Source organism: Parapedobacter luteus (genome assembly GCF_900168055.1).
Lineage (GTDB): Bacteria > Bacteroidota > Bacteroidia > Sphingobacteriales > Sphingobacteriaceae > Parapedobacter > Parapedobacter luteus.
In genome coordinates, this window is the sequence record NZ_FUYS01000009.1 from 14,255 (window position 1) to 37,906 (window position 23,652).

Genomic DNA, 23,652 nt, shown 5'->3' on the forward strand with positions numbered 1-23,652 from the left:
GAAAGCAAAATAAACATGATTAAAATTACCGAACTACAAAAATTTTACCGCACCGAGGAGGTGGAAACGGTAGCGCTCAATAACCTGAGCATCCACGTGAAAGAAGGCGAGTTTGTAGCTGTGATGGGTCCATCCGGCTGTGGCAAGTCCACGTTGCTCAACATTGTGGGACTATTGGATGATTTGGACAACGGGAGTTACCTGTTCAACGGCATTGAAGTCGCTAAATTCAATGAGCGCAAACGCTCCGACTTGCGTAAACACAATATCGGATTTGTTTTCCAGAGCTTCAACCTGATTGACGAGCTGACGGTGTTCGAGAATGTTGAATTGCCGCTTATCTACACCAAGGTGCCCGCTGCCGAACGCAAGAAACGGGTGGAGGAAGTGTTGGAGAAAGTGCAGATCATGCATCGGCGCAATCACTTTCCGCAGCAGCTTTCCGGAGGTCAGCAGCAGCGCGTAGCGGTAGCCCGTGCGGTAGTAAACCGACCCAAGCTCATCCTTGCAGACGAACCTACGGGTAACCTCGACTCCAACAATGGTAATGAAGTCATGCAGTTGCTCACGGAGCTTAATGAAGCCGGCACCACCATCGTCATGGTAACGCACAGCGAGCATGACGCCCGCTACGCCGACCGCATCATCCGCATGCTCGATGGGCAGGTGCTGATGGAAACTGTGGGATAATGATTAAGAACTACATAAAAATCGCCTGGCGGAACCTTCAGAAAAGCAAGGGGTATTCCGTGCTGAACATTGGCGGACTCGCCCTCGGAATGGCGGCGGCAATGCTTATCCTGCTTTGGGTACAGAACGAGATGAGCTTTGATATGTTTCACGCAAAGCGGGAACAGCTCTACCTTGCGGGCAACAAATCCATGCTTGACGGTAAACTGCATACCTGGTTTTCCACACCCAAGCCCCTGGCACCTGCGCTGGAGAATGAGTTTCCCGAAATTGCCAACACCAGCCGGTATTCCCAGTTCGGAAGCATGCTTATGACCGTGGGAGACAAAAAGCTCACGGCCAGCGGTGCGTTCGTTGACTCTGCATTCCTTCAGATGTTCAGCTTCCCGCTTTTGGCCGGTGATGCCAAACGCGCACTCATCCGCCCTACCGATATCGTGATCACGGAAGCGCTGGCCGAGCGGCTATTTGGCAAAGACGAAGCGCTGGGAAAAACCATCCGCATCGACACATTGGATGTAGCCACGGTATCGGGCGTGCTAAAGAATCTGCCCGGCAATACACGGTTCAAAGGTGTGGAGTACTTCATGCCCTGGACTTATATGGAAAGACTTGGCGCTTCGGATAATTACTGGGGAAACAATTCCGTCCAAACCTACGTGGAGCTGGTGCCGAAAGCCAACCGGGACGCGGTGAATAGCAAAATCCAAGATATCACGATCCGCCACTCGGACGGAAACGAGGACAACGAAGTTTTCCTGCACGCCTTGCCGGACTGGTGGTTGCGGTCGAAATATGAAAACGGGCAGATCGCGGGCGGCCGCATCGAGATGGTCCGCCTATTTACGGTCATTGCAGGCTTTATCCTGCTGATCGCCTGCATTAACTTCATGAACCTGAGCACCGCCCGGAGTGAAAAACGGGCCAAGGAAGTGGGCATCCGAAAGGTAGCCGGCGCTTACCGCCATTCACTGATCGGGCAATTCATCAGCGAGTCCATTCTTACCGCTTTCATTGCCGGCGTAATCGCGTTGGGCCTTATACTGCTGGCACTGCCTGCCTTCAATGCGCTCGTGGAGCGCGAGCTATCCATTGACTTTGGCCACGCACGCTTCTGGTTAGCCGCCATCGGATTTATTATCTTCACCGGCTTATTGGCGGGAAGCTATCCGGCATTCTTCCTTTCATCGTTTCAGCCCGTAAAGGTCCTTAAAGGGACGTTCCGGAGGGCACAGGCCTCCTTCAGTGCAAGGAAGGTATTGGTCGTGGTGCAGTTTTCGATTGCCATTATCCTGATCGTGAGCACGCTGGTCGTACAACGCCAGATTGAGTACGGAAAAGAACGGGAAAACGGCTATAACCAAAACAACTTGATCTACGTATTTGAGCAGGGCGAGGTAGCCAAGAACAGCGCGCTCATCAAACACGAGCTGCTTAACAGCGGCGTGGCACAGTCCGTGACCCGCACCAGCTCTCCCCTCACCGAGGGATGGAGCAACAGTTGGGGGTTCCAATGGCAGGGCAAACAGCCAGGCGACAAAACTGTCTTTGACCGTTTCTGTGTGGACGAGCACATTGTGGGAACCGCTGGCTTGACGCTGGTTATGGGAAGGGATTTTGACCTATCCAAGTATCCCACTGATTCTTTGGGTGTTATCCTTAACGAATCGGCAGTGAAAGCGATGGGCTTTGCGGATCCCATCGGACAGATCATACAGGACGACGGCCGCGACTGGCACGTCATCGGGGTGATCAAGGATTTCATTATGCGTTCGCCGTTTGATCCCATCCCACCGATGATCATTGAGGGAGCGGCAGGTTGGTTCAACACCATGCACATCAAATTCAACCCGGCACTCAGCACTGCAGAAGCCCTGCGCAGAACGGGAAGCATCTTCAAACGCTATAATTCGGAATATCCGTTTGAATATACCTTTGTCGACGACGCTTATTCGAAAAAATTCGCCGAGTCCCAGCAGACGGGCACGTTGGCAGGGCTGTTCGCATTCCTGACGATCCTTATCTCGTGCCTCGGCTTATTCGGATTGGCTGCATTTATGGCCGAAAACCGGACCAAGGAAATCGGCGTCCGCAAAGTACTGGGCGCTTCGGTGTTTTCGATAACCAAGCTGTTGTCGAAAGAATTTGTGGTGCTGGTACTCGTTGCCTGCCTGGTGGCTTTTCCGATCGCATATTGGGCGATGGACAGATTTCTCCAATCCTTCGACTATCGCGTCCCGCTTGGCTGGGGAACATTCATCCTCTCCGGCGCGGGAGCACTGCTATTGGCCTTGGCAACGGTGAGCTCACAAGCGATCAAGGCAGCGATAGCCAACCCGGTATCGTCACTGAGAAACGAGTGATTTTGGCAGCAGGCTATCGCGTATTGCTTATAGCCTACGGCCAAAGCATAAACAAAAATAACGATGAAAACCCAGTTAAAAACCGCTTGGCGCAACATAGTTGGCAACAAGTTCTACAGCATCATCAATGTCTGTGGATTAGGCTTGGGATTGGCAACCGCCGTGCTGCTGTTGCTATGGGTACAGCATGAACGGAGCTACGACCGGTTCCATCGCGACCATCACCGCATATACAAAATTCTTGCCCATTTCGAGGCCAACGGGCAGGACATCGTATGGGAAGAAGTACCGGGCCCGTTATCGGTCTATGCCCAGTCCATTCCGCGTGTCGAATCCATCGTCCGCGTTTACAGTGAATATGATCAGGTATTGGCCAATGCCGACCGCAGCAAAGTGCTGGATGGTTTTGCCGCCGCCTGCGTAGACAGCACCTTCCTGACCGTGTTTGATTTTGAGCTCCTACAGGGTAGCCGAGCCACCTTGTTTCCGAATAACAACAGTGTTATCGTCACCGAATCGACGGCACGGAAGTTTTTTGGCGACGGTGATGCCATGGGCAAGGTGCTGCAATTCCGGGGCGATAATTTTACCGTTGCCGGTGTATTGCGTGACTTCCCGGACAACTCGACGCTCGCGTTCGATGCACTTTTCCCCATGGGTTATTACGCGCAGCTGTTCACCGCAAACGGCGGCAATGGCGAATGGAAAACCATCGACGCGGACTTGGGCAATTATGCGTTCCACACCTACGTCAAATTGCAGGAAGGCACGGCCCCGCAAGAAGCCGAACTCGGTTTCACAGCGGCATACGACAAAGCGCGTAACGGCAAGAGCGATACCCGCTACGGGCTGCAACCCCTTGCCAGCCTGCATTTGGTAGCGGCCGACGGCAACAACGCGCCAGCACGGATGGTACAGATTTTTCTCGTCATCGCCATCCTGGTACTGGCCATCGCCGCCATCAACTACATCAACCTCTCAACGGCACGGGCCCTGGTGCGTGCGCGGGAGGTCAGTATACGGAAAATCATCGGTGCCAATAGACGGCAACTATTCTTCCAGTTCATCGCGGAGACCTCCTTGCTGTTTTGCTTCGCGCTATTGGCCGCCTTCGGACTTATTTTCGTGCTTCTTCCCGTATACAACCTCATTGCCGGCAAACAGTTGCATTTGTCGCCTACCGATGCCGGCATTTGGACGGTAGTGGGCTATTCCGCCGTGGGTACCTTGCTGGCCACCGCCATCTATCCCGCATTGCTGCTGTCGGATTTCCATCCGTTACAGGCCATGAAGGGCAGGATTGCCTCCGGCATCGGCTCTGCCTACTTCCGTAAAATACTGGTGGTATTCCAGTTTGCTATCTCCATGGTATTGATTGTGGCTACACTGGTCATCGGCAAACAACTGGAGTATATCCGAAAACTGGATTTGGGCTACAACAAAGATTATGTCTTTACTGTACCGCTGCCCGATGCGGTAAGCGGACATATCGATGCCATAAAAAATGAACTCGGCGGCAAACCGGGAATTACCGGCGTTTCCTTGGCTGACATCTATGACCTTGCTAATTATGAGTCGTCTACCAGCGACCTTGACTGGCCGGGGAAACCGGCCAACAGCCAGGTCATCATCAACCAAGCTGTCATCGACCAGCACTTCATCCCTACCATGGGTATGCAACTGCTGGAAGGCCGTAACTTTTCGGGTACGCCTGCAGACAGCAACCTGTATATCGTCAATGAGGCGGCAATAAAAGAAATGGGGCTCGTCCCACCTTATATCGGCCAACCCATCAGCTTCCATAGCCGCGCGGGCACCATCATTGGCGTAGTGAAAGATTTCAACTTCCAACCCTTAAAAAAGAAAATCGAGCCTCTGCTGTTTTTCCGTTGGTGGAGTGGCAATATTCTGTACGTGCGTACCAACGCCCAAACGGCGCAGCAGGCCATCGCAGCGGTGGAAAAACAATACAAACAGTATGCGGGGGACATTCCTTTCCGCTTCAGTTTCTTGGATAAGCAGTTTGAGGCTAAGTACCAGACTGATCAACGGGCTGGGCTCCTGTTCAATATATTTGCCGGCATTGCCATCTTCATTTCGTGCCTTGGACTGCTGGGCCTGTCTACCTACACGGTGCGCCAACGGGTAAAGGAAATCGGTATCCGCAAGGTACTGGGGGCGAGCGTGGGCAGCATTGTGGAACTGTTGTCGCTGGGCTCCATCCGGTTGGTGCTGATATCGATTGCCGTGGGTACACCCATCGCTTGGTGGGCCACGAACACGTGGCTGGAAGATTTTGCCTACCGCATTGACGTCGAATGGTGGATGTTTGTGCTGGCCGGTGCCGTAGCGGTGGGCATTGCCCTGCTGACTGTCTGCTGGCAGGCCGTCCGCGCGGCGGTGGCCAACCCGGTCGAAGCACTAAGGGATGAGTGAGGGACAGAACGCATAAGTTATGATCAAGAACTATTTAACACTCGCCTGGCGCAATCTGAAGAAAAGCAAGGTCTTTTCCTTCATCAACATCATGGGACTCACTGTAGGGTTGACGGCCAGTTTTCTCATTTTTGTTTATGTCTGCTTTGAGCTAAGCTACGACGCATTCCATGCAAAGGCAGATCGTACTTATCGCCTGGTTGCCGATATCAAAACCCCGACGGAGACCATCAATGCCAACGGCCCGTCGTGGGCAGTACCGCCCAATGTCATCGATGAGTTCGGTGAAGTGGAAGCATTCGTCCGGTTTACGAGAGCCGACTTCGTCGTTAAAAGGGACGAAGTACAATTTCAGGAAGACGAATGCGCATTTGCGGACTCTGTTTTTCTCTCCGTATTCGATTTCCCGCTTCTTGAAGGAGATGCCAAAACGGCACTCAAAGAACCGTTCAGCATGGTGCTGTCGGAGTCATCGGCCAAGAAATACTTCGGCAGCGACAACGCCGTAGGCCAAACACTGCACGTCGGTCAGGAACAACTTCCGGTAACGGTAACCGGCATTATGAAAGATATGCCGGAGAATACACGGCTGAAAGCAGACATGGTGGTATCGATGACCACACTCACCCAGAAACTCAACGCTGGACTGGATGAACAGTGGGGAAATTATGGCTCCGAGGCTTACCTCCTGCTGAGGGCGGGCACCCAGGCCGACGGTCTTCAAGCGAAGTTCCCCGATTTTCTCGAAAAGCGAAATGGCAGCGAAATGAAGCAAAGCCAGATGTTTGTAACCCTTTTTCTGGAGCCGATCAAGGAAGTATACCTCTATTCGACACGCGACGGGTCCAATGTGGGCAATATCAATAACGTATATATTTTCTCCATTGTCGCGGTATTCATCTTGTTGATTGCCGCGTTCAATTTCATCAACTTGACCACAGCCCGTTCTGCGGAACGCGCAAAGGAGGTGGGCATACGCAAGGTGGTCGGCGCAGCTAAACCTCAGCTTATCAAACAGTTCCTGGGCGACTCCATATTGCTCTGTTTGATCGCGTTTGTCTTTGCGCTGGGGTTCACCTTCGCCTTGCTTCCCTTGTTCAACTATTTAGCAGGGAAGCAGGTTAGCATGATCCTTTTCGCTAACCCGGGCTATATAGGCATCTTATTTCTCGCCGCCATTTGCGTGGGATTGCTGGCAGGCATATACCCCGCGCTGGTCTTATCGGGTTTCCGTCCCGTAGCCGTATTGAAAGGCCGTTTTGCTTCCGGCACACGGGGAATATTTTTGCGGAAAGCGTTGGTTGTGATACAATTTACCATTTCTATCGCCCTGATATTCGGCACCGTCATTGTATACAATCAAATGCGGTATATGCGAAACCGGGACCTCGGTTTCGACAAAGAACAAACGCTGGTGATAGACACGAAGGGCAGCCCCGCCAAGGAGGCATTCAAGCAAGCGCTGGCCCATATCCCTGCGGTAAAAGCCACGGCGCTGTCCGGCAGTGTCCCGGGCGGTGGCAATCCTGGCGCTTACTCCGAAATCGAAAATAGCCATGGCGATTTGCAGATTGCTAACCTCGACCTGTATTTTGTCGATTTCGACTACCTCGACCTTTACGGCATCGATGTGGTTGCCGGACGCGGTTTTTCGCGCGACTTTGCTACGGATTCGACGCAGGCGATGGTAGTCAATGAGGCGGCGGTAAGCCTGTTTGGATACCACTCGCCAAACGAGGCGATCGGCAAGCGTTTCAAACAGTGGGGCAGAGAAGGTACGATTGTCGGTGTGGTGAAAGACTTCCACTTTAGGGGCTTGCAAGGGAAAATCAAACCGCTGACCATGCGCATTGAGCCCGGAAGCTGGAATCTGGTATCGGTCAAACTCACCGCCGGGAACCTGCCTGCCACGATGGCGGCCATCGAAAAAGAATGGAAAACGGCCGTTCCGAACCTGCCGTTTACCTATTTCTTCCTGGATGAATATTTCAATAGGCAATACCGAAGCGAGGAGCAGTTCGGCCGGTTGTTCGTCAACTTTGCGGTTTTAGCCATTTTCATCTCGTGCCTCGGACTATTTGGCCTTGCTTCATACAGCACAGCGCAACGTGTGAAGGAAATCGGCATAAGGAAGGTGCTGGGCGCATCAATTGCAGATATTGTGCAGATGCTTTCGTCTGATTTCATTAAATTGGTATTGGTTGCCATCGGCATCGCCTTACCGGTTGCCTGGTGGGCAATGCACCGCTGGCTTACCGACTTTGCTTACCACATCAACATTCAGTGGTGGGTCTTTGCTGCCGCTGGTATCACCGCTATTGCTATCGCAGTCCTTACCGTCAGTTGGCAAGCCATCCGGGCAGCAGTGGCCAATCCGGTGGATAGTTTGAGGGATGAGTGACGGGTAGGTTGCCACCCGGCATGGAAAAACCATCCATCACCACAATCACATACACGGCATTGATAGCATAGTTCCATGCTGCGTGCCTGCCCTTCGGCGTCTGATCGGCTATCAGCTTGCTCGAATAATAGAATGTCTGTGTGAGGGAAAAATGTACAATTGGAAGTGCCTTTTGTATATTCCGCCGCCCCGTACACTGCCCTAACTTTGTTCCATCAAAATCAAACATCGATTAAAGAAAGGAAACAAGTTATGAAACGCAAAGCACAAGCCGTTTGGAACGGCACTATCAAAGAAGGAAACGGACACCTGACATCCGCCAGTACCGTGCTGAACCGCACGCCCTATTCCTTCAACAGTCGGTTTGCCGATGGCGTCGGCACGAATCCCGAAGAGCTGCTGGCTGCGGCCCATGCCGGATGTTTTACCATGAAACTCAGCCTGGATCTCACACAGGCCGGCTATCCTCCCGAAGAACTGGTCACGTCAGCTACTGTAACGCTGGACAACGGTAAAATCACGCAATCGCTGCTGGAGCTGAAAGCCCATGTCCCAAAAATCAGCGAAGCCGCATTTCAGGAAATTGCCAGAAATGCCGAAAAAACCTGTCCGGTGAGTCAGGCATTCAGCTTTCAAATCATTCTCCAGGCACAGTTGGTTGCGTCATAGGCTATTCCGCCATTTTAACGCAAACAACGTGAAACACTCCACGTTTATTTAACATCACTGTTCATTAATTTTTTAGCCATGAGCACAATAGCAACAGCGCAAGAAAGACCTTACAAAGGCGAACAAGATCCACAGATTTTTACGGAAGTCCGATCATTCTTGAATGAACTCAATTCAGGCGACGGGAAACCTATTGAACAACTCAGCCCTGAAGATGCTCGCCAGGTATTGGCCGACGCACAGCAATCCGTAACGGTTGATTATTCGGGCATCGAAGAATCCGAACGCCCCATTTCTCAAAACGGCCATGAGGTAACGATCCATATCGCCAAACCCCATGGTGCAAAGGAAAATGCTCCTGTCTTCATTTTCATCCACGGCGGCGGCTGGGTACTGGGCGACTATCCTACGCACCGACGGCTGGTGCGCGACCTGGTGGTCCATAGTGGAGCGGTAGCCGTATTTCCTGACTATTCACCATCTCCTGAAGCCAAATATCCCACGGCCATCAATGAAATCTATGCCGTATTGCAATGGGTGGCGGACCACGGAGGCGAAATCGGCGTCGACGGAAAAAACCTCGCTGTAGTGGGCAACAGTGTGGGCGGCAATATGAGTGCCGTCATGGCGCTGATGGCTAAAAAGCAACATGGACCACAAATCAAACTTCAGGTGCTGCTCTGGCCGGTGACCGATGCCGACTTTGAAAACGAATCATACCACCGGTATGCCGAAGGCCGGTTCCTCACCAGAAACATGATGAAATGGTTTTGGGATAACTACCTCCCCGACACGGCCAAACGTACCGAAATCTATGCCTCCCCCCTGCAAGCCACGTTGGAAGAGCTGCGCGGACTACCCCCGGCACTGATACAGACGGCTGAAAACGATGTCCTGCGTGACGAGGGTGAAGCCTATGCCAGAAGGTTAAACGAAGCCGGCGTACCGGTGACATTGACGCGCTACGGCGGATTGATTCACGATTACGGCTTGCTCAACCCCATTGCCGATATACCTGCGGTACAGACGGCTATCCTGCAAGCTGCAGCCTTTATTAAGGCTACGCTGAAGCCGTAAAATGATGCCACCAATCCGTCTTCGGCAGTAACCGGTCTAATCGTCTAAAGTTGCGCTAAAAGATAGGGCAACTTTTTTATTGCTCATCACCTGTCCGCTATTGAACAGCAGGTGTCCGATATCGGACACCTTGACAGCAACAATCCCAATAAAATACTGACATACAGAAATTTATATTTTTGGCGCAAAATATGTCTACGTTTTCTTGCGAGGGACTAACACACCGGGTACCTGCCCCTGCGTGGGGCGGTCAATAAGGGGTGAAAACAAAAATAAAAAAGGTAAATACATGATACAAAAGTATGATTAAGAACTATTTCAAAACCGCCTGGCGAAACCTGAGAAAGAACCGGATGTTCACTACGTTGAACGTTATCGGACTCGCTCTCGGCTTAACCGGATTTATGCTGATCGCCGGATATGTACTGGACGAGTTGAGTTATGACCGCTTCCATGCTCATGCGGATCGCATCGTGCGGGCCAATACGCACATCAAAATCGGGGAGAGCAAGCTTGAAATGGCTCGTACAAGCGACATGATGGGGCCAGTTCTTCACGACGAATATCCAGAAGTGGAAGCCTTTGCTCGGCTCTACAACTCATCGGGATCAAAACTTATGAAGAAAGGCGACCGTTGGATCAACGAGGCCCGTGTAGCACATGTCGACTCTACATTTTTCCGTTTATTTTCCTATCAAGCATTGCAAGGAGACCTCGCCCATGCACTGGATGCTCCCAATAGCGTAGTCTTAACCCGGTCGGCGGCAAAACGCTACTTCAACGCCGTCGATGTCGTCGGTAAAACCTTGGAAACCGATGATGCTGGAAACACGGTATACCAAGTGACCGGCGTCATCGAAGACATGCCGAGAAACAGTCATTTTAACTATGATTTCCTGTTTTCAATGGAAAATGCCGAATACGGGGACTGGGGAGCTTTTCTCTCGCATAATTTTACTACGTACTTGTTGTTGAGAAGTGCGGCCGATCGCCCGGTCTTGGAGGAGCACTTGGCGCATTATGTTCAGAAATATTGCCTTCCCGCGGCAAAACAGTTCATGGAGTTATCCAGCATGGAAGAATTCAGGAAACAGGGGAATGTATTCTATTATGATGTGACACCGATTACTGATATTCATCTCCATTCGAATCTCATGGGAGAGCTCAGTCCCAACGGTAGTATGCAATATGTGTATATTTTCGGCGCGGTCTCTGCTTTTATCCTGCTGATCGCCTGCATAAACTTCATGAATTTGTCCACCGCCAGGTCAGCCAACCGAGCGAAGGATGTGGGCGTCCGCAAAATATTGGGGTCGTCAAGAGCCGGTGTAGCCGGGCAATTTTTAGCCGAATCCTTATTGCTGGCATTTGGGGCTACGCTGATTGCGGTAGGCATCGTCATACTGGTTACTCCCCTATTTAATGAATTATCGGGCAAAGCATTCAGGGCGAGCGATTTTTTGACCATCAAGACATTGCCTTTGATTATCCTGTTAGCATTATTCGTCGGGATATTGGCAGGCTACTATCCTGCGGCCTACCTCTCTCGGTTCAATCCGCTCGGGGCACTAAAATCCCGTGCGATTGTTTCATCCGGAAAAAGCCCATTAAGGAGCGGCTTGGTGGTTTTTCAGTTTGCCACATCCATTGTGCTGATTGTCGGTACATTGATCGTCACGGCACAGCTACGGTATATCCAGCATAAAAAACTGGGCTATGACCGTGAAAATATGGTCGTAATCGGTGATTTCAACGTGCTTGGAAATCAAGCCAAAGCGTTCCGTGAAGAAATCTTAAAATTACCGGGTGTCAAGGCGGCTACCATCAGCGGCTACCTACCTGTCTCCAGTTCGAGCCGAAGTGACAACTCGTTTTCGAGCGAATCCGTAATGTCGGCTACCAATTCGGTTTCGATGCAAACCTGGCGTGTAGATGATCAGTATCTGCCTACATTCGGTTTGGAGCTGGTATCCGGACGCAACTTTTCTGCGGCCCGGCCTGCTGATTCTGCTGCTGTCATCTTAAATGAAACCGCAGCTAAACATTTCGGCTACGGCAATGACGCCATCGGCAAGAAAATATACTTCACGTTCGGCGGTGATGTACAATCATACGATATCATCGGCGTGGTGAAAGATTTTAATTTCGAATCGCTACGCGACCCCGTGACGCCACTTGGCTTTTTCTTGGCTAATCACCCTGCGCAAGCGGCATTCAAAGTTGAGACCGCCAACCTTCCCACGCTGCTCAGCCGGATGGAAGACACCTGGAATAAGATGGCGCCAGGGTTTCCTTTCTCCTACCAGTTTCTGGACGACGCGTTTGACAACATGTACCGGGCTGAACGCCGTGTAGGCCAGTTGAGCCTGGCTTTTGCAGGGATGGCCATCGTTATTGCCTGCCTGGGTTTATTTGGCCTCGCAGCATTTATGGCTGAACAACGCACCAAGGAAATCGGCATCCGCAAGGTACTGGGGGCTTCTGTGACAGGATTAATCCGTTTGCTTTCCTTCGATTTTCTGAAATTGGTTGGAATCGCCATCATCCTGGCTATTCCGGTGGCGTGGTGGGCGATGAGCCATTGGCTGGAAGATTTTGCCTACCGCATTGAAATCAAATGGTGGATGTTTGCTGCGGCTGGGTTGGTGGCGGTGCTCATCGCCTTACTCACCGTAAGCGGACAGGCGATAAGGGCTGCACTGACCAATCCGGTGGATTCGTTGCGGGACGAGTGATGGTGAGTGGTGAGTGGTGTTTTATGCCCATTGCAGCCATGGCTGGATCCGTGGCGCTCTGCTAACGTCTCCTAGGCCCTGGCTGCAACGGGCATAAAACCGTGGAGGCTGAGGAAGGGATCCGACAGGCTCCGCTGACGTCTCCCAGGTACTCGCTGCAACGGCATAAAACAGCGGAGATGAAAGGAAGGTATGGGTGGCGAGTGACGGCAGTAGATAGCGATAAGATAAAGAAACAAGGATAAAGAGGTACGTACATTGTGTAGGTTAATCAGCAGTAACGCCAGACCACCGATCACAGAATACTCAAAGTATGATAAAGAACTATTTCAAAACCGCATTTCGCCAGCTTTGGCGCAACAAATTCTTTTCGCTATTGACCATGCTGGGGCTGTCCATCGGTATCAGTGCGGCATTGGTGATTTCCTTGATCGTTTATTATGAATTCAGCTTCGATATGTTCCTGCCGGATAAGGAACGGATTTACCGCGTGGTGATCGACGCCAACTTCAATGGCGTGGAAGGACATAGTGTAGGCGTGCCTGCACCCTTGGGAAGCGCGATATCGACCGAGCTCACCGGCGTCGAGCAAACTGTTCCTGTATTCCAGTTTCAAGGGGATGCGACTGCCTATGTACGCGTAGACGAGGACATAACTGATAAGCCCGGGGAGTTTAAAAAACAGCAACAGATTGTTTTCACCAACAACGACTACTTTCGGTTGCTCGATTACAATTGGATCGCCGGTGAACATTCAGCTGCCATCGGGCAGCCATATACCGTCGTCTTGACAGAAAGCCGCGCACGCCTTTATTTTCCAACATTGCCACCCGCTGAAGCCATCGGCAGACAGCTTACGTATAACGACCTGGCCGTGACCGTATCCGGTATTGTCCGTGATTTGGACCAACCCACGGATTTCACCGGCAAGGAATTTATTGCCGTCGCGACCATCGAGGCGTCCCCATTAAAAGATAACTTTATGATGGCAGTGTGGGACGACTGGATGGCGTATTCACAGCTGTACATCAAGCTGGAGGAAGGCCATACGGCGATAGCTATCCAAAAGCAATTAAACACGTTGTATCGGAGCCATAATACGGTATCGGGAAGAGACATCACGCTTACCCTCCAGCCCTTGCGTGATGTCCACTTCAATCCTCGCTATCCAAATATCGGCGGGCGCATCGCCGAAAAATCCACCTTATATGGGCTGATGACCGCCGCGGCCTTCTTGTTGTTATTAGGGAGCATCAATTTCATCAACCTGACCACCGCACAAGCCTCGCAACGTGCCAAAGAAATCGGTATCCGTAAAACACTAGGCAGTTCCAAAACACAGCTAATCTATCAATTTCTTGGTGAGACGGTGCTGGTAACCGTCATCTCCACCTTATTCTCGATCCTGCTGGTGCCGCTTATCCTCCGCTTGTTTGCTGCCTTCGTCCCTCCGGGGTTAAATGCTGGTTTTATGATGCAACCGGGATATCTGGCGCTTCTTGCCCTGCTCGTTTTAGTCGTGGGAGTCCTGTCAGGATGCTATCCGGCGCTGATACTTTCCCGCTATCGGCCTACGGCAATCTTAAGAAACCCGGTATCTTCCCGAACAGGGCAATCCCGGCAAGCCACCATACGCCGAATATTGACCGTATCTCAATTTGTGGTCGCTCAATTTTTTATCCTCGCCACGGTCGTTGTGACCAAACAAATCGATTATTCATTGCAGGCCGATATGGGATTCGACAAGGAAGCCGTGATCAAATTCGACACGCCGAGGGAGCAGGAGCAAAAACGGACCACATTATTGCACACCATCCAATCCATCCCGGGCGTTGAGCTGGTGAGTACCGGTTTTTTTGCGCCTGCCGATCAAGGGATGTCGTTTACCAACGTTTCCTACCACAACGGGAAAGAGGAGCTAAAGCCCACCACACAGATTCGATGGGGCGACGAAAATTACCTCGATGTTTACCGGATTGAACTGGTTGCTGGCCGTAATGTACTGCCCGGCGATTCCACCAGGGAGCTGCTCGTTAACGAGCAGTTTGTAAAAACGATCGGCTTCCAACACCCCGAAGCCGCGTTGGGTGTATCCTTGAACTGGAATGGACAGCCGGTACCTATCGTGGGTGTGATGAAAGATTTTCATCATCAATCCACCCGGGCAATGATCGGTCCGCTGCTGTTTGAAAAAAACAGCGGTTCGACTTTCCATGTCAGACTCAAACCCAACGGCGATGGCCAGTCGTGGCATGAAGCCCTGACCCAAATCCACAAGGCTTACAGGCAAGCTTACCCTGGCGAGGACTTTAACTACCAATTCGTTGATGATATGGTTGCGCAGTTTTACGAGCGGGAACAGGCCACGGCAGGTTTATTGGGCTGGGCGATGTCGCTTTCCATACTCATCAGTTGCTTGGGCTTGCTGGGGCTGGCAACGTATACAGTCAACGTACGGACGAAGGAAATCGGCATCCGCAAGGTGTTAGGTGCAACGGTAACGGGCATTGTGCGTCTTCTATCCGGAGATGTCGTAAAACTCGTATTGATTGCCATCGTCATCGCATCACCAATTGCATGGTGGGCCATGAATAATTGGCTGGAGAATTTCGCTTACCATATCGACCTCCAGTGGTGGATGTTCGCCGGAGCAGGGTTGGCTGCCATCATTTTCGCCCTGCTTACTGTAAGTGGGCAAGCCATACGGGCGGCAGTAGCAAACCCGGTTGATTCGCTGCGCGACGAGTGATGGTGAGTGGTGAGTGGTGTTTTTATGCCCATTGCAGCCATGACTGGATCCGTGGCGCTCCGCTGACGTCTCCTAGGCCCTGGCTGCAATGGGCATAAAACCGTGGAGGCGGAGGAAGGGATCCGGCAGGCTCCGCTGACGTCTCCTAGGCCCTGGCTGCAACGGGCATAAAACCGTGGAGGCGGAGGAAGGGATCCGGCAGGCTCCGCTGACGTCTCGCAGATACTCGCTGCAACGGCATAAAACAGCGGCGATGAAAGGAAGTTGTGGGGGTGAGTGACGACAGTAGACAGCGATGAGATAAAGGAACAAGGATAAAGAGGTACGTACATTTATAAAGATTGATCGGTAATAACGACCAATAACAGAACACTGAAAAAATGATAAAGAACCATTTTAAAATCGCTTGGCGCAACATTAAGCGCAATAAGTCCTACGCATCAATCAATGTGCTTGGTCTTTCGTTGGGCATCGCCAGTGCCCTGCTTATTTTCGTGATGATAAGCTACCATTTCAGTTTCGACAACTTTCATTCGCAGCCGGATCGCATTTTCCGCCTGGTCACGGAATGGCATGACGATGGTATAAACCGCTCGGCTGGGGTGCCGCGGCCATTGGGTAAAGCCTACCGCGAGGATTTCAGCTTCTCCGAATACACCGCACGGAAGGTCGATTACCGCCGCGTGATGGTTGCCGTGCCGGAGGCAGGTGATGAAAAACGGTTCGTTGAAGAAACCGGCGTCGCCTATACCGAGCCGGAATTTTTTGCCATCTTTAACTTCCCGTTGTTGCGCGGCGACAGCAGCACAATCCTCCGGCAGCCCAACGAGATTGTTCTCACCGATCGAATAGCAAAAAAATATTTTGACGAGGCCGATCCCATAGGCAAAACACTACGAATCAACAACCGGACCGACTATGTGGTGAAAGGTGTCCTTCGGGATTTCCCGGTCAATACGGACCTCAATCAGGAAATCTTTGCATCGTACCATGAGTTGCTCAGTGATGGTATGGACACCAATTGGCTGGGTGTCTATTCAGGTTCCAAATGCTATACCCGATTAAAAGATGGCGTAACCGCAGAACAGGTCACCAAAGCGTTGACCGGGCTTTCACACCGCATTTATGAGGGCCGGGATAAAGACATCTGGCAATTTAAGTTACAACCCTTAAGCGACATTCATTTCAATCCAGATTTCGATGGTTATGTCAATAAAAACTACCTATGGGCATTGCTTATCATCGGCTTGTTCCTCATCGTGACCGCGGCCATCAACTTTACCAATTTAGCCACTGCCCAGGCTATCAACCGCGCCAAGGAAATCGGCGTGCGCAAGGTATTGGGAAGCAACCGCAAGCAGCTTTTCTGGCAGTTTATCGCCGAAACGGCTATCATCACGCTGATCGCGCTGGCCTTTGCTTACGGTTTGGCGCTTGCCATCCTGCCCGGCGTCAATGGATTGCTTGGCACCGAAGTACAATTGCGCCTGTTCAGCAATTGGCAGTTGCCGCTGTTCCTGGCAACTATTGCTGTATTCGTGGTCTTCCTGTCGGGCTCCTATCCGGGATTTGTTTTGGCAGGCTTCAGACCTGTACAGGCCTTGCGCAGCAAAATTACCCAGCGCGAAATCGGTGGATTCTCGTTACGGCGGGTGCTGGTCATCGGGCAATTTGCTATCTCCCAGGTACTGATTATCGGCACACTCATCATCGCCAGCCAAATCCGCTACACGCGGGAAACCGATTTGGGATTTGATAAGGAGGCCATCGTAAACCTACCCATACCCGACGCCGGAAATGCGGCGAAGATGAAGACATTGCAGCATCGGCTTTCAGCTATCAACGGTGTGAAACATGTATCGCTCAATTTTCAGCCTCCGGCTTCCGGCTCCAACAACTCCACCGATATCCGCTACGACAACCGGCCAGACACCGAACGGTGGAGCATCAATATGAAATTTGCCGACGACAGGTACCTATCCACGTTCAACATCCCACTGGTAGCCGGCCGGAATTTCTTTCCGTCCGACACCATTAAGGAGTTTCTGGTCAACGAGACCTTTGTTAAAAACCTCAACCTCGCCTCGGCCGAGCAAGTTATCGGCAAACGCATCTCCATCAATGGCGATGAAAACCAAGGTACGATCGTGGGAGTAGTGAAGGATTTCCATAATTATTCGCTCCACAGCGAGAAAGACGCGATATGCATCATGCCGTCAACGACCAACTATTTCAATTGTTCCATTAAACTCCACGGGCAGCAGCTGGCATCTTCCATGGCTGCATTTGAACGGCTGTGGAAAGAAACGTACTCTGACTATGTATATTCTTATGGGTTTCTCGACGAATCCATTGCCGAATTTTACGAACTGGACAACATCATGCTCAACCTCATCCAAGGTTTCGCCCTTGTGGCTATCTTAATCGGTTGCCTCGGATTATATGGATTAATAGCATTCATGGCGTTGCATAAAACCAAAGAAATCGGTGTCCGGAAAGTACTGGGTGCCACAGTGCCGCAGATTCTCTGGCTCTTCGGCCGTGAGTTTGCCAAGCTGTTGGTGATTGCTTTCGTTATAGCCGCGCCGATAGCTTGGTTGGGTATGGATAGGTATTTAGCGGACTTCTCCTACCGGGTAACCGTCGGGCCGGGTATCTTTTTTACCGCCATCGGCATCACGTTGGCCATTGCAGCGCTGACCGTAGCATACCGATCGATTCGGGCCGCTGTGGCCAATCCGGTAGCAAGCTTGAGGAGCGAATGATGAGTGGTGGGTAAGAGGTGCCGCTGTCCGCAACTGGACAATAGGTGTTCGATATCGAACACCCACCAAGGCTGACTTCGGCACAACCAACTTATAATCAAACCGGTATAAGTTTGGCGCAATAACTGTTTGCGGTATGGAGAATAAATAATTTGTCTTCAATAGGCTGTAAGGCCTAAAGCCTATTGCATAAAGCGAAAGGGAAAAATGATAAAAAATTACCTTAAAACCACCCTCCGCCACCTTTGGCGCAATCGCCTCTTCACGGTATTGAATGTGTTGGGCCTCGCCATCGGCATCAGCGCATGCTGGATTGTGTACCGCATGGTGGATTACGAATTGAGCTTTGATAAAGCGCATCCCGATGCGGAGCGTGTCTATCAAATCGTGGGGCGCTTCAAGGCGGATGGGCAAGAAAGTGGCTTCGGCGGCGTTCCGCTGCCTTTGGCTCCAACGTTAACCGAAGGGATTTCGGGCGTTGAGTTGGTGGTACCGATATACAATCAATACATCGAAACGCTTACCGTACCGGCTATGGAAGGCTTACTGGAGAAAAAAGTGGAAGGCCCACAAGTCGTGGCCACACAATCCAGCTATTTCGATCTGGTACCGCACCGCTGGCTGGCGGGCAGCAAGCTGACCGCCCTCGATGCGCCGGATAAGGTGGTCCTCACCGAATCGCGCGCCACGGAATATTTTCCCGGCCTAAAGCCTGAAAACATCATCGGCAAAACGCTGATGTACGATACCGTAGTGCGCACGATAACGGGCGTGATAGCCGATCTGGACTACCCAAGCAGTTTTGAGGAAAAGGAGTTTATCGCGGTACCCGCCACCGAATGGACGTCTGATAATTGGATAGGGTCAAACTCCGACCACATCGTCTTCGTCAAGGTGGTTCAAGGAGGATCCATTCGTCCGATTGTGGATTTCGCCACGGAAACACGGCTGGAATTTGCAGGGGAAGCACAAAGGGAGTATGGGTTTGAGGCGTGGTTTGATGCCGTCCCGCTCACCGAGAAGCACTTTGCTGCCGAGTATGCCACAGGCTCCCGGTCGGCCAGCATGAACACGCTTTATGGGTTGATGGGGATCAGTTTCTTCCTATTGGTGCTGGCCTGCATCAATTACGTCAACCTGAGCACGGCTCAGATGCCGCAGCGCGCCCGGGAAATCGGCATCCGCAAGACGCTCGGCGGCACACCGCGCGCACTTATTGGCAATTTCCTTGTAGAAACATCCGCTATCGCCGTTGTTGCCCTGCTGTTGGCCATCCCGCTCACCAGTTTGTTCATGGCTGTCTTTCCTGAATTTATTCCGGAAGGCCTGGGGGATTTCAAGAACCACACCGGATTAGCGCTATTCCTGCTCACGCTGCTTGCCGCCATCACCCTTGCAGCCGGCCTTTACCCTGCCTGGCTCATCACGAAAGTACAAACCGTAAAAGTGCTGAAAGGGCAGGGAGAAAAGATGATCGTCGGCGCGCGACTTAACTTCAGGAAAGCACTCATTGTCTTTCAGTTTGTCATCGCACAGGCATTTATCGTCAGCGCGCTCATCATCGGGCAGCAACTCAATTACACACTGGATAAAGATCTCGGTTTCACGCACGACGCCGTGGTAAATATCCCGATGCCCTATCGCTCGGATCAGGGTGCGGATATCGACCCGTTCATTTATAAACGAACGCTTACCCAACGCCCCGAAATAGCGGGCATTGCCCTGGGCCATGAACCGCTGAATAACAACCATTTTGGGACAGACCTTCGTTATACGGCCGACACGGGTGAAGTGCGGGTGAACATGCCCCGCAAGTACATCGATGCAGATTACCTCGGTCTTTATCAAATGGAACTGCTGGCAGGCACCAACATCCAGCAGACCGATACGCTCCGGGATATCGTCATCAATGACGCCGCCCGCAAGGCATTCGGTTTTAAAACCCCGCAGGCTGCCATCGGCCAGATCCTAACCCTGCAGAATAAACAATACCCCATCGTGGGAGTGATCGCCGATTTCCACCAAAAGGACCTCCATGTACAAATCGAACCCATCGCCTTGGTCACCTCCAACCGGAGAAGTAACCTCCAGACGTTCCATATAAAGCTTCCGGCTGACCGCTCCCAATGGAAAAAGGCTTTCGCCGTAATGGAACAGGAATGGAAAACCATCTACCCCAATGCACCTTTTGACTACCGATTCAACGATGAACGGATAAAGGGGCTGTATGAGTCCGAATACCGGATGGCTAAACTCGTCAGACTGGCCACAGGCGTCACCGTCCTTGTCAGCTGCCTTGGCCTGTTCGGCCTCGCTACGCTTACCGCCTTCCAGCGCACCAAGGAAATCGGTATCCGCAAGGTGCTGGGAGCTACCGTAACGGGTATCGTTGGCCTGCTATCGAAAGATTTTGTCAAGCTGGTGTTTATCGCTATTGCCATCGCCTCCCCCATCGCCTGGTGGGCGATGAACAAATGGCTGGAAGATTTTGCCTACCGCATCGATATCCAGTGGTGGATGTTTGCGGTGGCCGGGCTGGCAGCGGTGGCGATTGCGCTGCTCACGGTAAGCTGGCAAGCGATACGGGCGGCGGTGGCCAATCCGGTGGAGTCGCTGCGTGACGAGTGATAGCGAGTGCTTCGCTGGCTGCAGCAAGCAAAAACAAGGAAGAAGGGACAAGGATGAAGGATAAAAATTAACTATTTTTAACGATAACAGACCGCTAAAAATGATAAAGAATTACATCAAAATCGCTTGGCGCAACCTTTGGAAAAACAAAAGCGCCACCACCATCAATCTCGTAGGGCTGATCACAGGAATGAGCTGCTGCCTGCTCATGGTGCTCTACATCCAGCATGAGTTGAGCTACGACAAATTTCAGGAGAATGGCGACCGCATAGCCCGCGTCATTATGGAATACCGCATCGGCGACACCGAGCCACGCAAGGGGAATTATACCAGTACGAAGGTGTTACCGGCCTTTAAACGGCAATTTCCGGAAGTGGAAAGCGGTGTCCGGATGTCCGGCGGCAACGCGCTGGTCAAGGTCAGCGATGATTTATACAATGAAACCCGCTTTCTTTTTGCCGATTCCACCTTTTTTTCCGTGTTTTCGTCCTTCCCGCTCAAGGAAGGGACGCCCGAAGATGTTTTGAATGCACCGAACAAGGTGGTGCTTTCAGCCGCTACGGCCAAGCGCTATTTTAAAGACGCGGATCCTGTGGGAAAGACTATTCAGGTGGGCCCCAGCCAAATGGATTACCTGGTCTCGGGCGTGGCCGAAGATTGCCCTTCTAATTCGCAGATTAAGTTTGACTTTCTGGCCTCCTTTTCCAGCCTTGGCCCGGCGCAGGAGGAAACGTATTGGAATGCCAATTATACCACTTACCTGCTCCTGAACGATCCATCGTCCTTCGTCCCGCTTCAGCAGAAGATCAGTGCATTTATGAAACAGGAGATGGCCAGCGAGACAAGCGTTTCCCTCAATTTCGAACTGGAGCCCTATACGCGCGTCCATCTCTACTCGCCACATGATGGTTTTGAACCCACTAGCAACATCATGTACTTGTATATCGCTGGCGGTGTCGTATTGCTTATTTTATTGATTGCCTGCTTTACCTACATCAACCTGAGCACAGCACGTTCGCTGGAACGGGCGAAGGAGGTCGGTATACGTAAAGTAGCCGGAGCTTACCGACACCAGCTGTTCGGCCAATTTATCGGAGAGTCTGCCTTACTGACAACCCTGGCATTGCTGCTGAGCATCGGCGTCGTAGGATTGGCTTTGCCGGCATTCAATGCGCTTGCCGGCAGAAGCCTCGCGTTTACCGCATTGTTCCAGCCTGCGATCATAGCGAGCATGGTGGCCATGGTACTTTGTATTTCGCTCTTGGCGGGAAGCTATCCGGCATTCGTGCTTTCCGGCTTCCAATCCATCCGGGTGCTGAAGGGTGCATTCCACCGTACCGGCTCAGGTGTGTGGCTCAAGCAGTCGTTGATTGTCTTCCAGTTTGTGATTTCGGTATTCCTGATTATTGCCACCCTCATCATGCAGGGACAGCTGCAGTATATTCAACAGAAAAAACTTGGCTATGACCGCGAGCATGTGGTCATCCTGCGCGCTGACCAGAAAATACTGGAGAAAATGGAGTTGGTCAAGGCCGAGCTCAAACAGCATCCCAATGTGCTGGCCACTTCGTTTGCTTACGAAACACCGGTCAACATTCGCGGAGGTTATTCCATGTACAGCGGCAACATGACGCCTGAGCAGGCCGTCGCCGTAACGGCCAACCCAATTGACGAGGAATACATACGGGCCACCGGCCTGGAGCTGATAGCCGGGGAAGACCTTACCATGCAGGATATAAAAGACGCCGCTCCGAAGGATGATTCCAAAAGTTATTTCCATTACATCCTCAATGAATCGGCCGCCCGGCAAATGGGCTGGTCGGCAGAAGAAGCCATCGGTAAGCGGCTTTTCCTCGATCCGTCCCGACCGGGGGAAGTAAAGGGCGTGGTACGGGATTTCCATTTTGCTTCGTTGCATACACCCATTGAACCGTTGGTGTTGTTTCCCGGCGGCTGGTCCAATACGCTGATCATTAAGACCACGGGCAACAACCTGGCAGGTACCCTTTCGTTTTTGGAAGCCAAGTGGCGCGAGCTTGCTCCACACCGGCCATTTAGCTATCAGTTTATGGATGAGGCATACACCAATCTTTACGCAAGCGAACTGCGTATTGGCAAGGTTTTCCAAACGTTTGCCCTCATTACGATTTTATTGGCCTGCTTGGGGCTGTTTGGGCTTTCTGCCTATACCGTGCAACAGAAGCGGAAGGAGATCGGCATCCGCAAGGTACTGGGTGCATCGGTGTCGGGCATCGTGGCACTGCTGTCCAAGGACTTCGTCAAGCTGGTATTGATAGCCGTGATCATTGCTTCGCCCATCGCGTGGTGGGCAATGAACAATTGGCTGGAGGATTTTGCCTATCGGATCGACATCGCCTGGTGGATGTTTGGCATCGCAGGGATACTGGCTGTGGGCATTGCCTTGTTTACGATTAGCTGGCAGGCGGTGCAGGCTGCAACCTCGAATCCGGTGGATAGTCTGAGGGATGAATAGTGTTTTAAGCACATTGCAGCCACGACTGGATCCGTGGCGCTTCGCTAACTCCCCCAGGCCCTGGCTGCAACGGGCTAAAACCGTAGAGGGAAAGGGAACGACGGGATCAGTGGCGCTTCCACTAACTCTCCCAGGCCCTTGCTGCAACGGGCAAAAACAGCGGGGATGGAAGGAGGAGTTTGGAACGAGTAATGTCAGTGAAGTGTTTTTCGGCAGTAAGGTACAAAGCGAAAGAAAAAAATGATAAAGAACTATTTTAAAACTGCGTGGCGAAATCTTTGGAAAAACAAGCGCTATTCCGCCACCAATATTGTCGGACTGGCAATGAGCGCAGGGTCAAAGAGATCGGTATCCGGAAGGTATTGGGCGCTTCGGTCAGCTCGATTGTTGGGCTGCTTTCTGCTTCATTCACGACGCTGGTGCTGATAGCGGCCGTGCTGGCGTTTCCGGCTGCGTGGTGGCTGATGCACAAGTGGCTGGATAATTTCGCCTACCGGATTGATGTGCCGCTGCATTTGTTTGCGTTGACGGGCCTATTCACACTATACAGCATGCTTGCCGTGGTCGGTTTCCGGGCCATCCGTGCGGCACGGGCCAACCCGGTGGAATCGTTGAGGGATGAATGAGTGGTGAGTGGCCATGCGC

The 23,652-nt window shown here is 51.9% G+C and carries 13 protein-coding genes; 12 read left to right on the forward strand and 1 reads right to left on the reverse strand.

The features are described from left to right. The first annotated feature begins 15 nt into the window (after positions 1 to 15). The 4 genes from B5X72_RS15645 (at position 16) to B5X72_RS15660 (ending at position 7,890) form a co-directional block, all read left to right on the forward strand. Positions 16 to 690, forward strand: a complete 675-nt coding sequence (locus tag B5X72_RS15645; protein WP_079717864.1) for an ABC transporter ATP-binding protein — start codon at positions 16 to 18, stop codon at positions 688 to 690. Then, on the forward strand, positions 690 to 3,053 hold the full coding sequence (locus B5X72_RS15650) for an ABC transporter permease (protein WP_079717865.1): 2,364 nt from the start codon (positions 690 to 692) through the stop codon (positions 3,051 to 3,053). The genes B5X72_RS15645 and B5X72_RS15650 overlap by 1 nt, the downstream gene beginning before the upstream one ends. 63 nt (positions 3,054 to 3,116) lie before the next feature. Continuing rightward, on the forward strand, positions 3,117 to 5,489 hold the full coding sequence (locus B5X72_RS15655; RefSeq protein ID WP_079717866.1) for an ABC transporter permease: 2,373 nt from the start codon (positions 3,117 to 3,119) through the stop codon (positions 5,487 to 5,489). Positions 5,490 to 5,508: 19 nt separating this feature from the next. Continuing rightward, positions 5,509 to 7,890, forward strand: coding sequence for an ABC transporter permease (locus tag B5X72_RS15660; RefSeq protein ID WP_079717867.1), 2,382 nt, complete (start codon positions 5,509 to 5,511; stop codon positions 7,888 to 7,890). Here B5X72_RS15660 and B5X72_RS20635 read toward each other — a convergent pair. Continuing rightward, positions 7,829 to 8,119 carry a hypothetical protein gene (locus B5X72_RS20635; protein ID WP_139378733.1) on the reverse strand — a complete coding sequence of 97 codons (291 nt, stop codon included), beginning with the start codon at positions 8,117 to 8,119 and terminating at the stop codon, positions 7,829 to 7,831. The genes B5X72_RS15660 and B5X72_RS20635 overlap by 62 nt on opposite strands. A 23-nt stretch (positions 8,120 to 8,142) precedes the next feature. On the opposite strand from B5X72_RS20635, the gene B5X72_RS15665 reads away from it, so the two are divergent. From B5X72_RS15665 to B5X72_RS15700, 8 genes are all read left to right on the forward strand, one after another. Beyond that, positions 8,143 to 8,559, forward strand: a complete 417-nt coding sequence (locus B5X72_RS15665) for an OsmC family protein (RefSeq protein ID WP_079717984.1) — start codon at positions 8,143 to 8,145, stop codon at positions 8,557 to 8,559. A gap of 78 nt (positions 8,560 to 8,637) precedes the next feature. Next, positions 8,638 to 9,636, forward strand: coding sequence for an alpha/beta hydrolase (locus tag B5X72_RS15670; protein ID WP_079717868.1), 999 nt, complete (start codon positions 8,638 to 8,640; stop codon positions 9,634 to 9,636). Between the two features lie 302 nt (positions 9,637 to 9,938). Next, a complete protein-coding gene (locus B5X72_RS15675) occupies positions 9,939 to 12,371 on the forward strand; it encodes an ABC transporter permease (protein WP_079717869.1) in 2,433 nt (810 codons plus the stop codon). Positions 12,372 to 12,684: 313 nt separating this feature from the next. After that, entirely contained in the window at positions 12,685 to 15,120 is a 2,436-nt protein-coding gene (locus B5X72_RS15680; RefSeq protein WP_079717870.1) for an ABC transporter permease, read from the forward strand. A gap of 380 nt (positions 15,121 to 15,500) precedes the next feature. Next, entirely contained in the window at positions 15,501 to 17,885 is a 2,385-nt protein-coding gene (locus B5X72_RS15685) for an ABC transporter permease (protein ID WP_079717871.1), read from the forward strand. A gap of 207 nt (positions 17,886 to 18,092) precedes the next feature. Next, positions 18,093 to 20,513: an ABC transporter permease gene (locus B5X72_RS15690; RefSeq protein ID WP_079717872.1), complete on the forward strand. Its 2,421-nt coding sequence runs from the start codon at positions 18,093 to 18,095 to the stop codon at positions 20,511 to 20,513. A 100-nt stretch (positions 20,514 to 20,613) separates the two neighbouring features. Beyond that, complete coding sequence (locus B5X72_RS15695; RefSeq protein ID WP_079717873.1) at positions 20,614 to 23,007, forward strand: ABC transporter permease; 2,394 nt, start codon at positions 20,614 to 20,616, stop codon at positions 23,005 to 23,007. A 266-nt stretch (positions 23,008 to 23,273) separates the two neighbouring features. Next, positions 23,274 to 23,633, forward strand: coding sequence for an ABC transporter permease (locus B5X72_RS15700; protein WP_079717874.1), 360 nt, complete (start codon positions 23,274 to 23,276; stop codon positions 23,631 to 23,633). Positions 23,634 to 23,652 lie beyond the last annotated feature (19 nt).

What these genes read in the sequence shown, in the direction of transcription:
- B5X72_RS15645 (WP_079717864.1), top strand. Translation starts at nt 16, where the DNA reads ATGATTAAAATTACCGAACTACAAAAATTTTACCGCACCGAGGAGGTG.
- B5X72_RS15650 (WP_079717865.1), top strand. Translation starts at nt 690, where the DNA reads ATGATTAAGAACTACATAAAAATCGCCTGGCGGAACCTTCAGAAAAGC.
- B5X72_RS15655 (WP_079717866.1), top strand. Translation starts at nt 3,117, where the DNA reads ATGAAAACCCAGTTAAAAACCGCTTGGCGCAACATAGTTGGCAACAAG.
- B5X72_RS15660 (WP_079717867.1), top strand. Translation starts at nt 5,509, where the DNA reads ATGATCAAGAACTATTTAACACTCGCCTGGCGCAATCTGAAGAAAAGC.
- B5X72_RS20635 (WP_139378733.1), bottom strand. Translation starts at nt 8,119, where the DNA reads ATGTTTGATTTTGATGGAACAAAGTTAGGGCAGTGTACGGGGCGGCGG.
- B5X72_RS15665 (WP_079717984.1), top strand. Translation starts at nt 8,143, where the DNA reads ATGAAACGCAAAGCACAAGCCGTTTGGAACGGCACTATCAAAGAAGGA.
- B5X72_RS15670 (WP_079717868.1), top strand. Translation starts at nt 8,638, where the DNA reads ATGAGCACAATAGCAACAGCGCAAGAAAGACCTTACAAAGGCGAACAA.
- B5X72_RS15675 (WP_079717869.1), top strand. Translation starts at nt 9,939, where the DNA reads ATGATTAAGAACTATTTCAAAACCGCCTGGCGAAACCTGAGAAAGAAC.
- B5X72_RS15680 (WP_079717870.1), top strand. Translation starts at nt 12,685, where the DNA reads ATGATAAAGAACTATTTCAAAACCGCATTTCGCCAGCTTTGGCGCAAC.
- B5X72_RS15685 (WP_079717871.1), top strand. Translation starts at nt 15,501, where the DNA reads ATGATAAAGAACCATTTTAAAATCGCTTGGCGCAACATTAAGCGCAAT.
- B5X72_RS15690 (WP_079717872.1), top strand. Translation starts at nt 18,093, where the DNA reads ATGATAAAAAATTACCTTAAAACCACCCTCCGCCACCTTTGGCGCAAT.
- B5X72_RS15695 (WP_079717873.1), top strand. Translation starts at nt 20,614, where the DNA reads ATGATAAAGAATTACATCAAAATCGCTTGGCGCAACCTTTGGAAAAAC.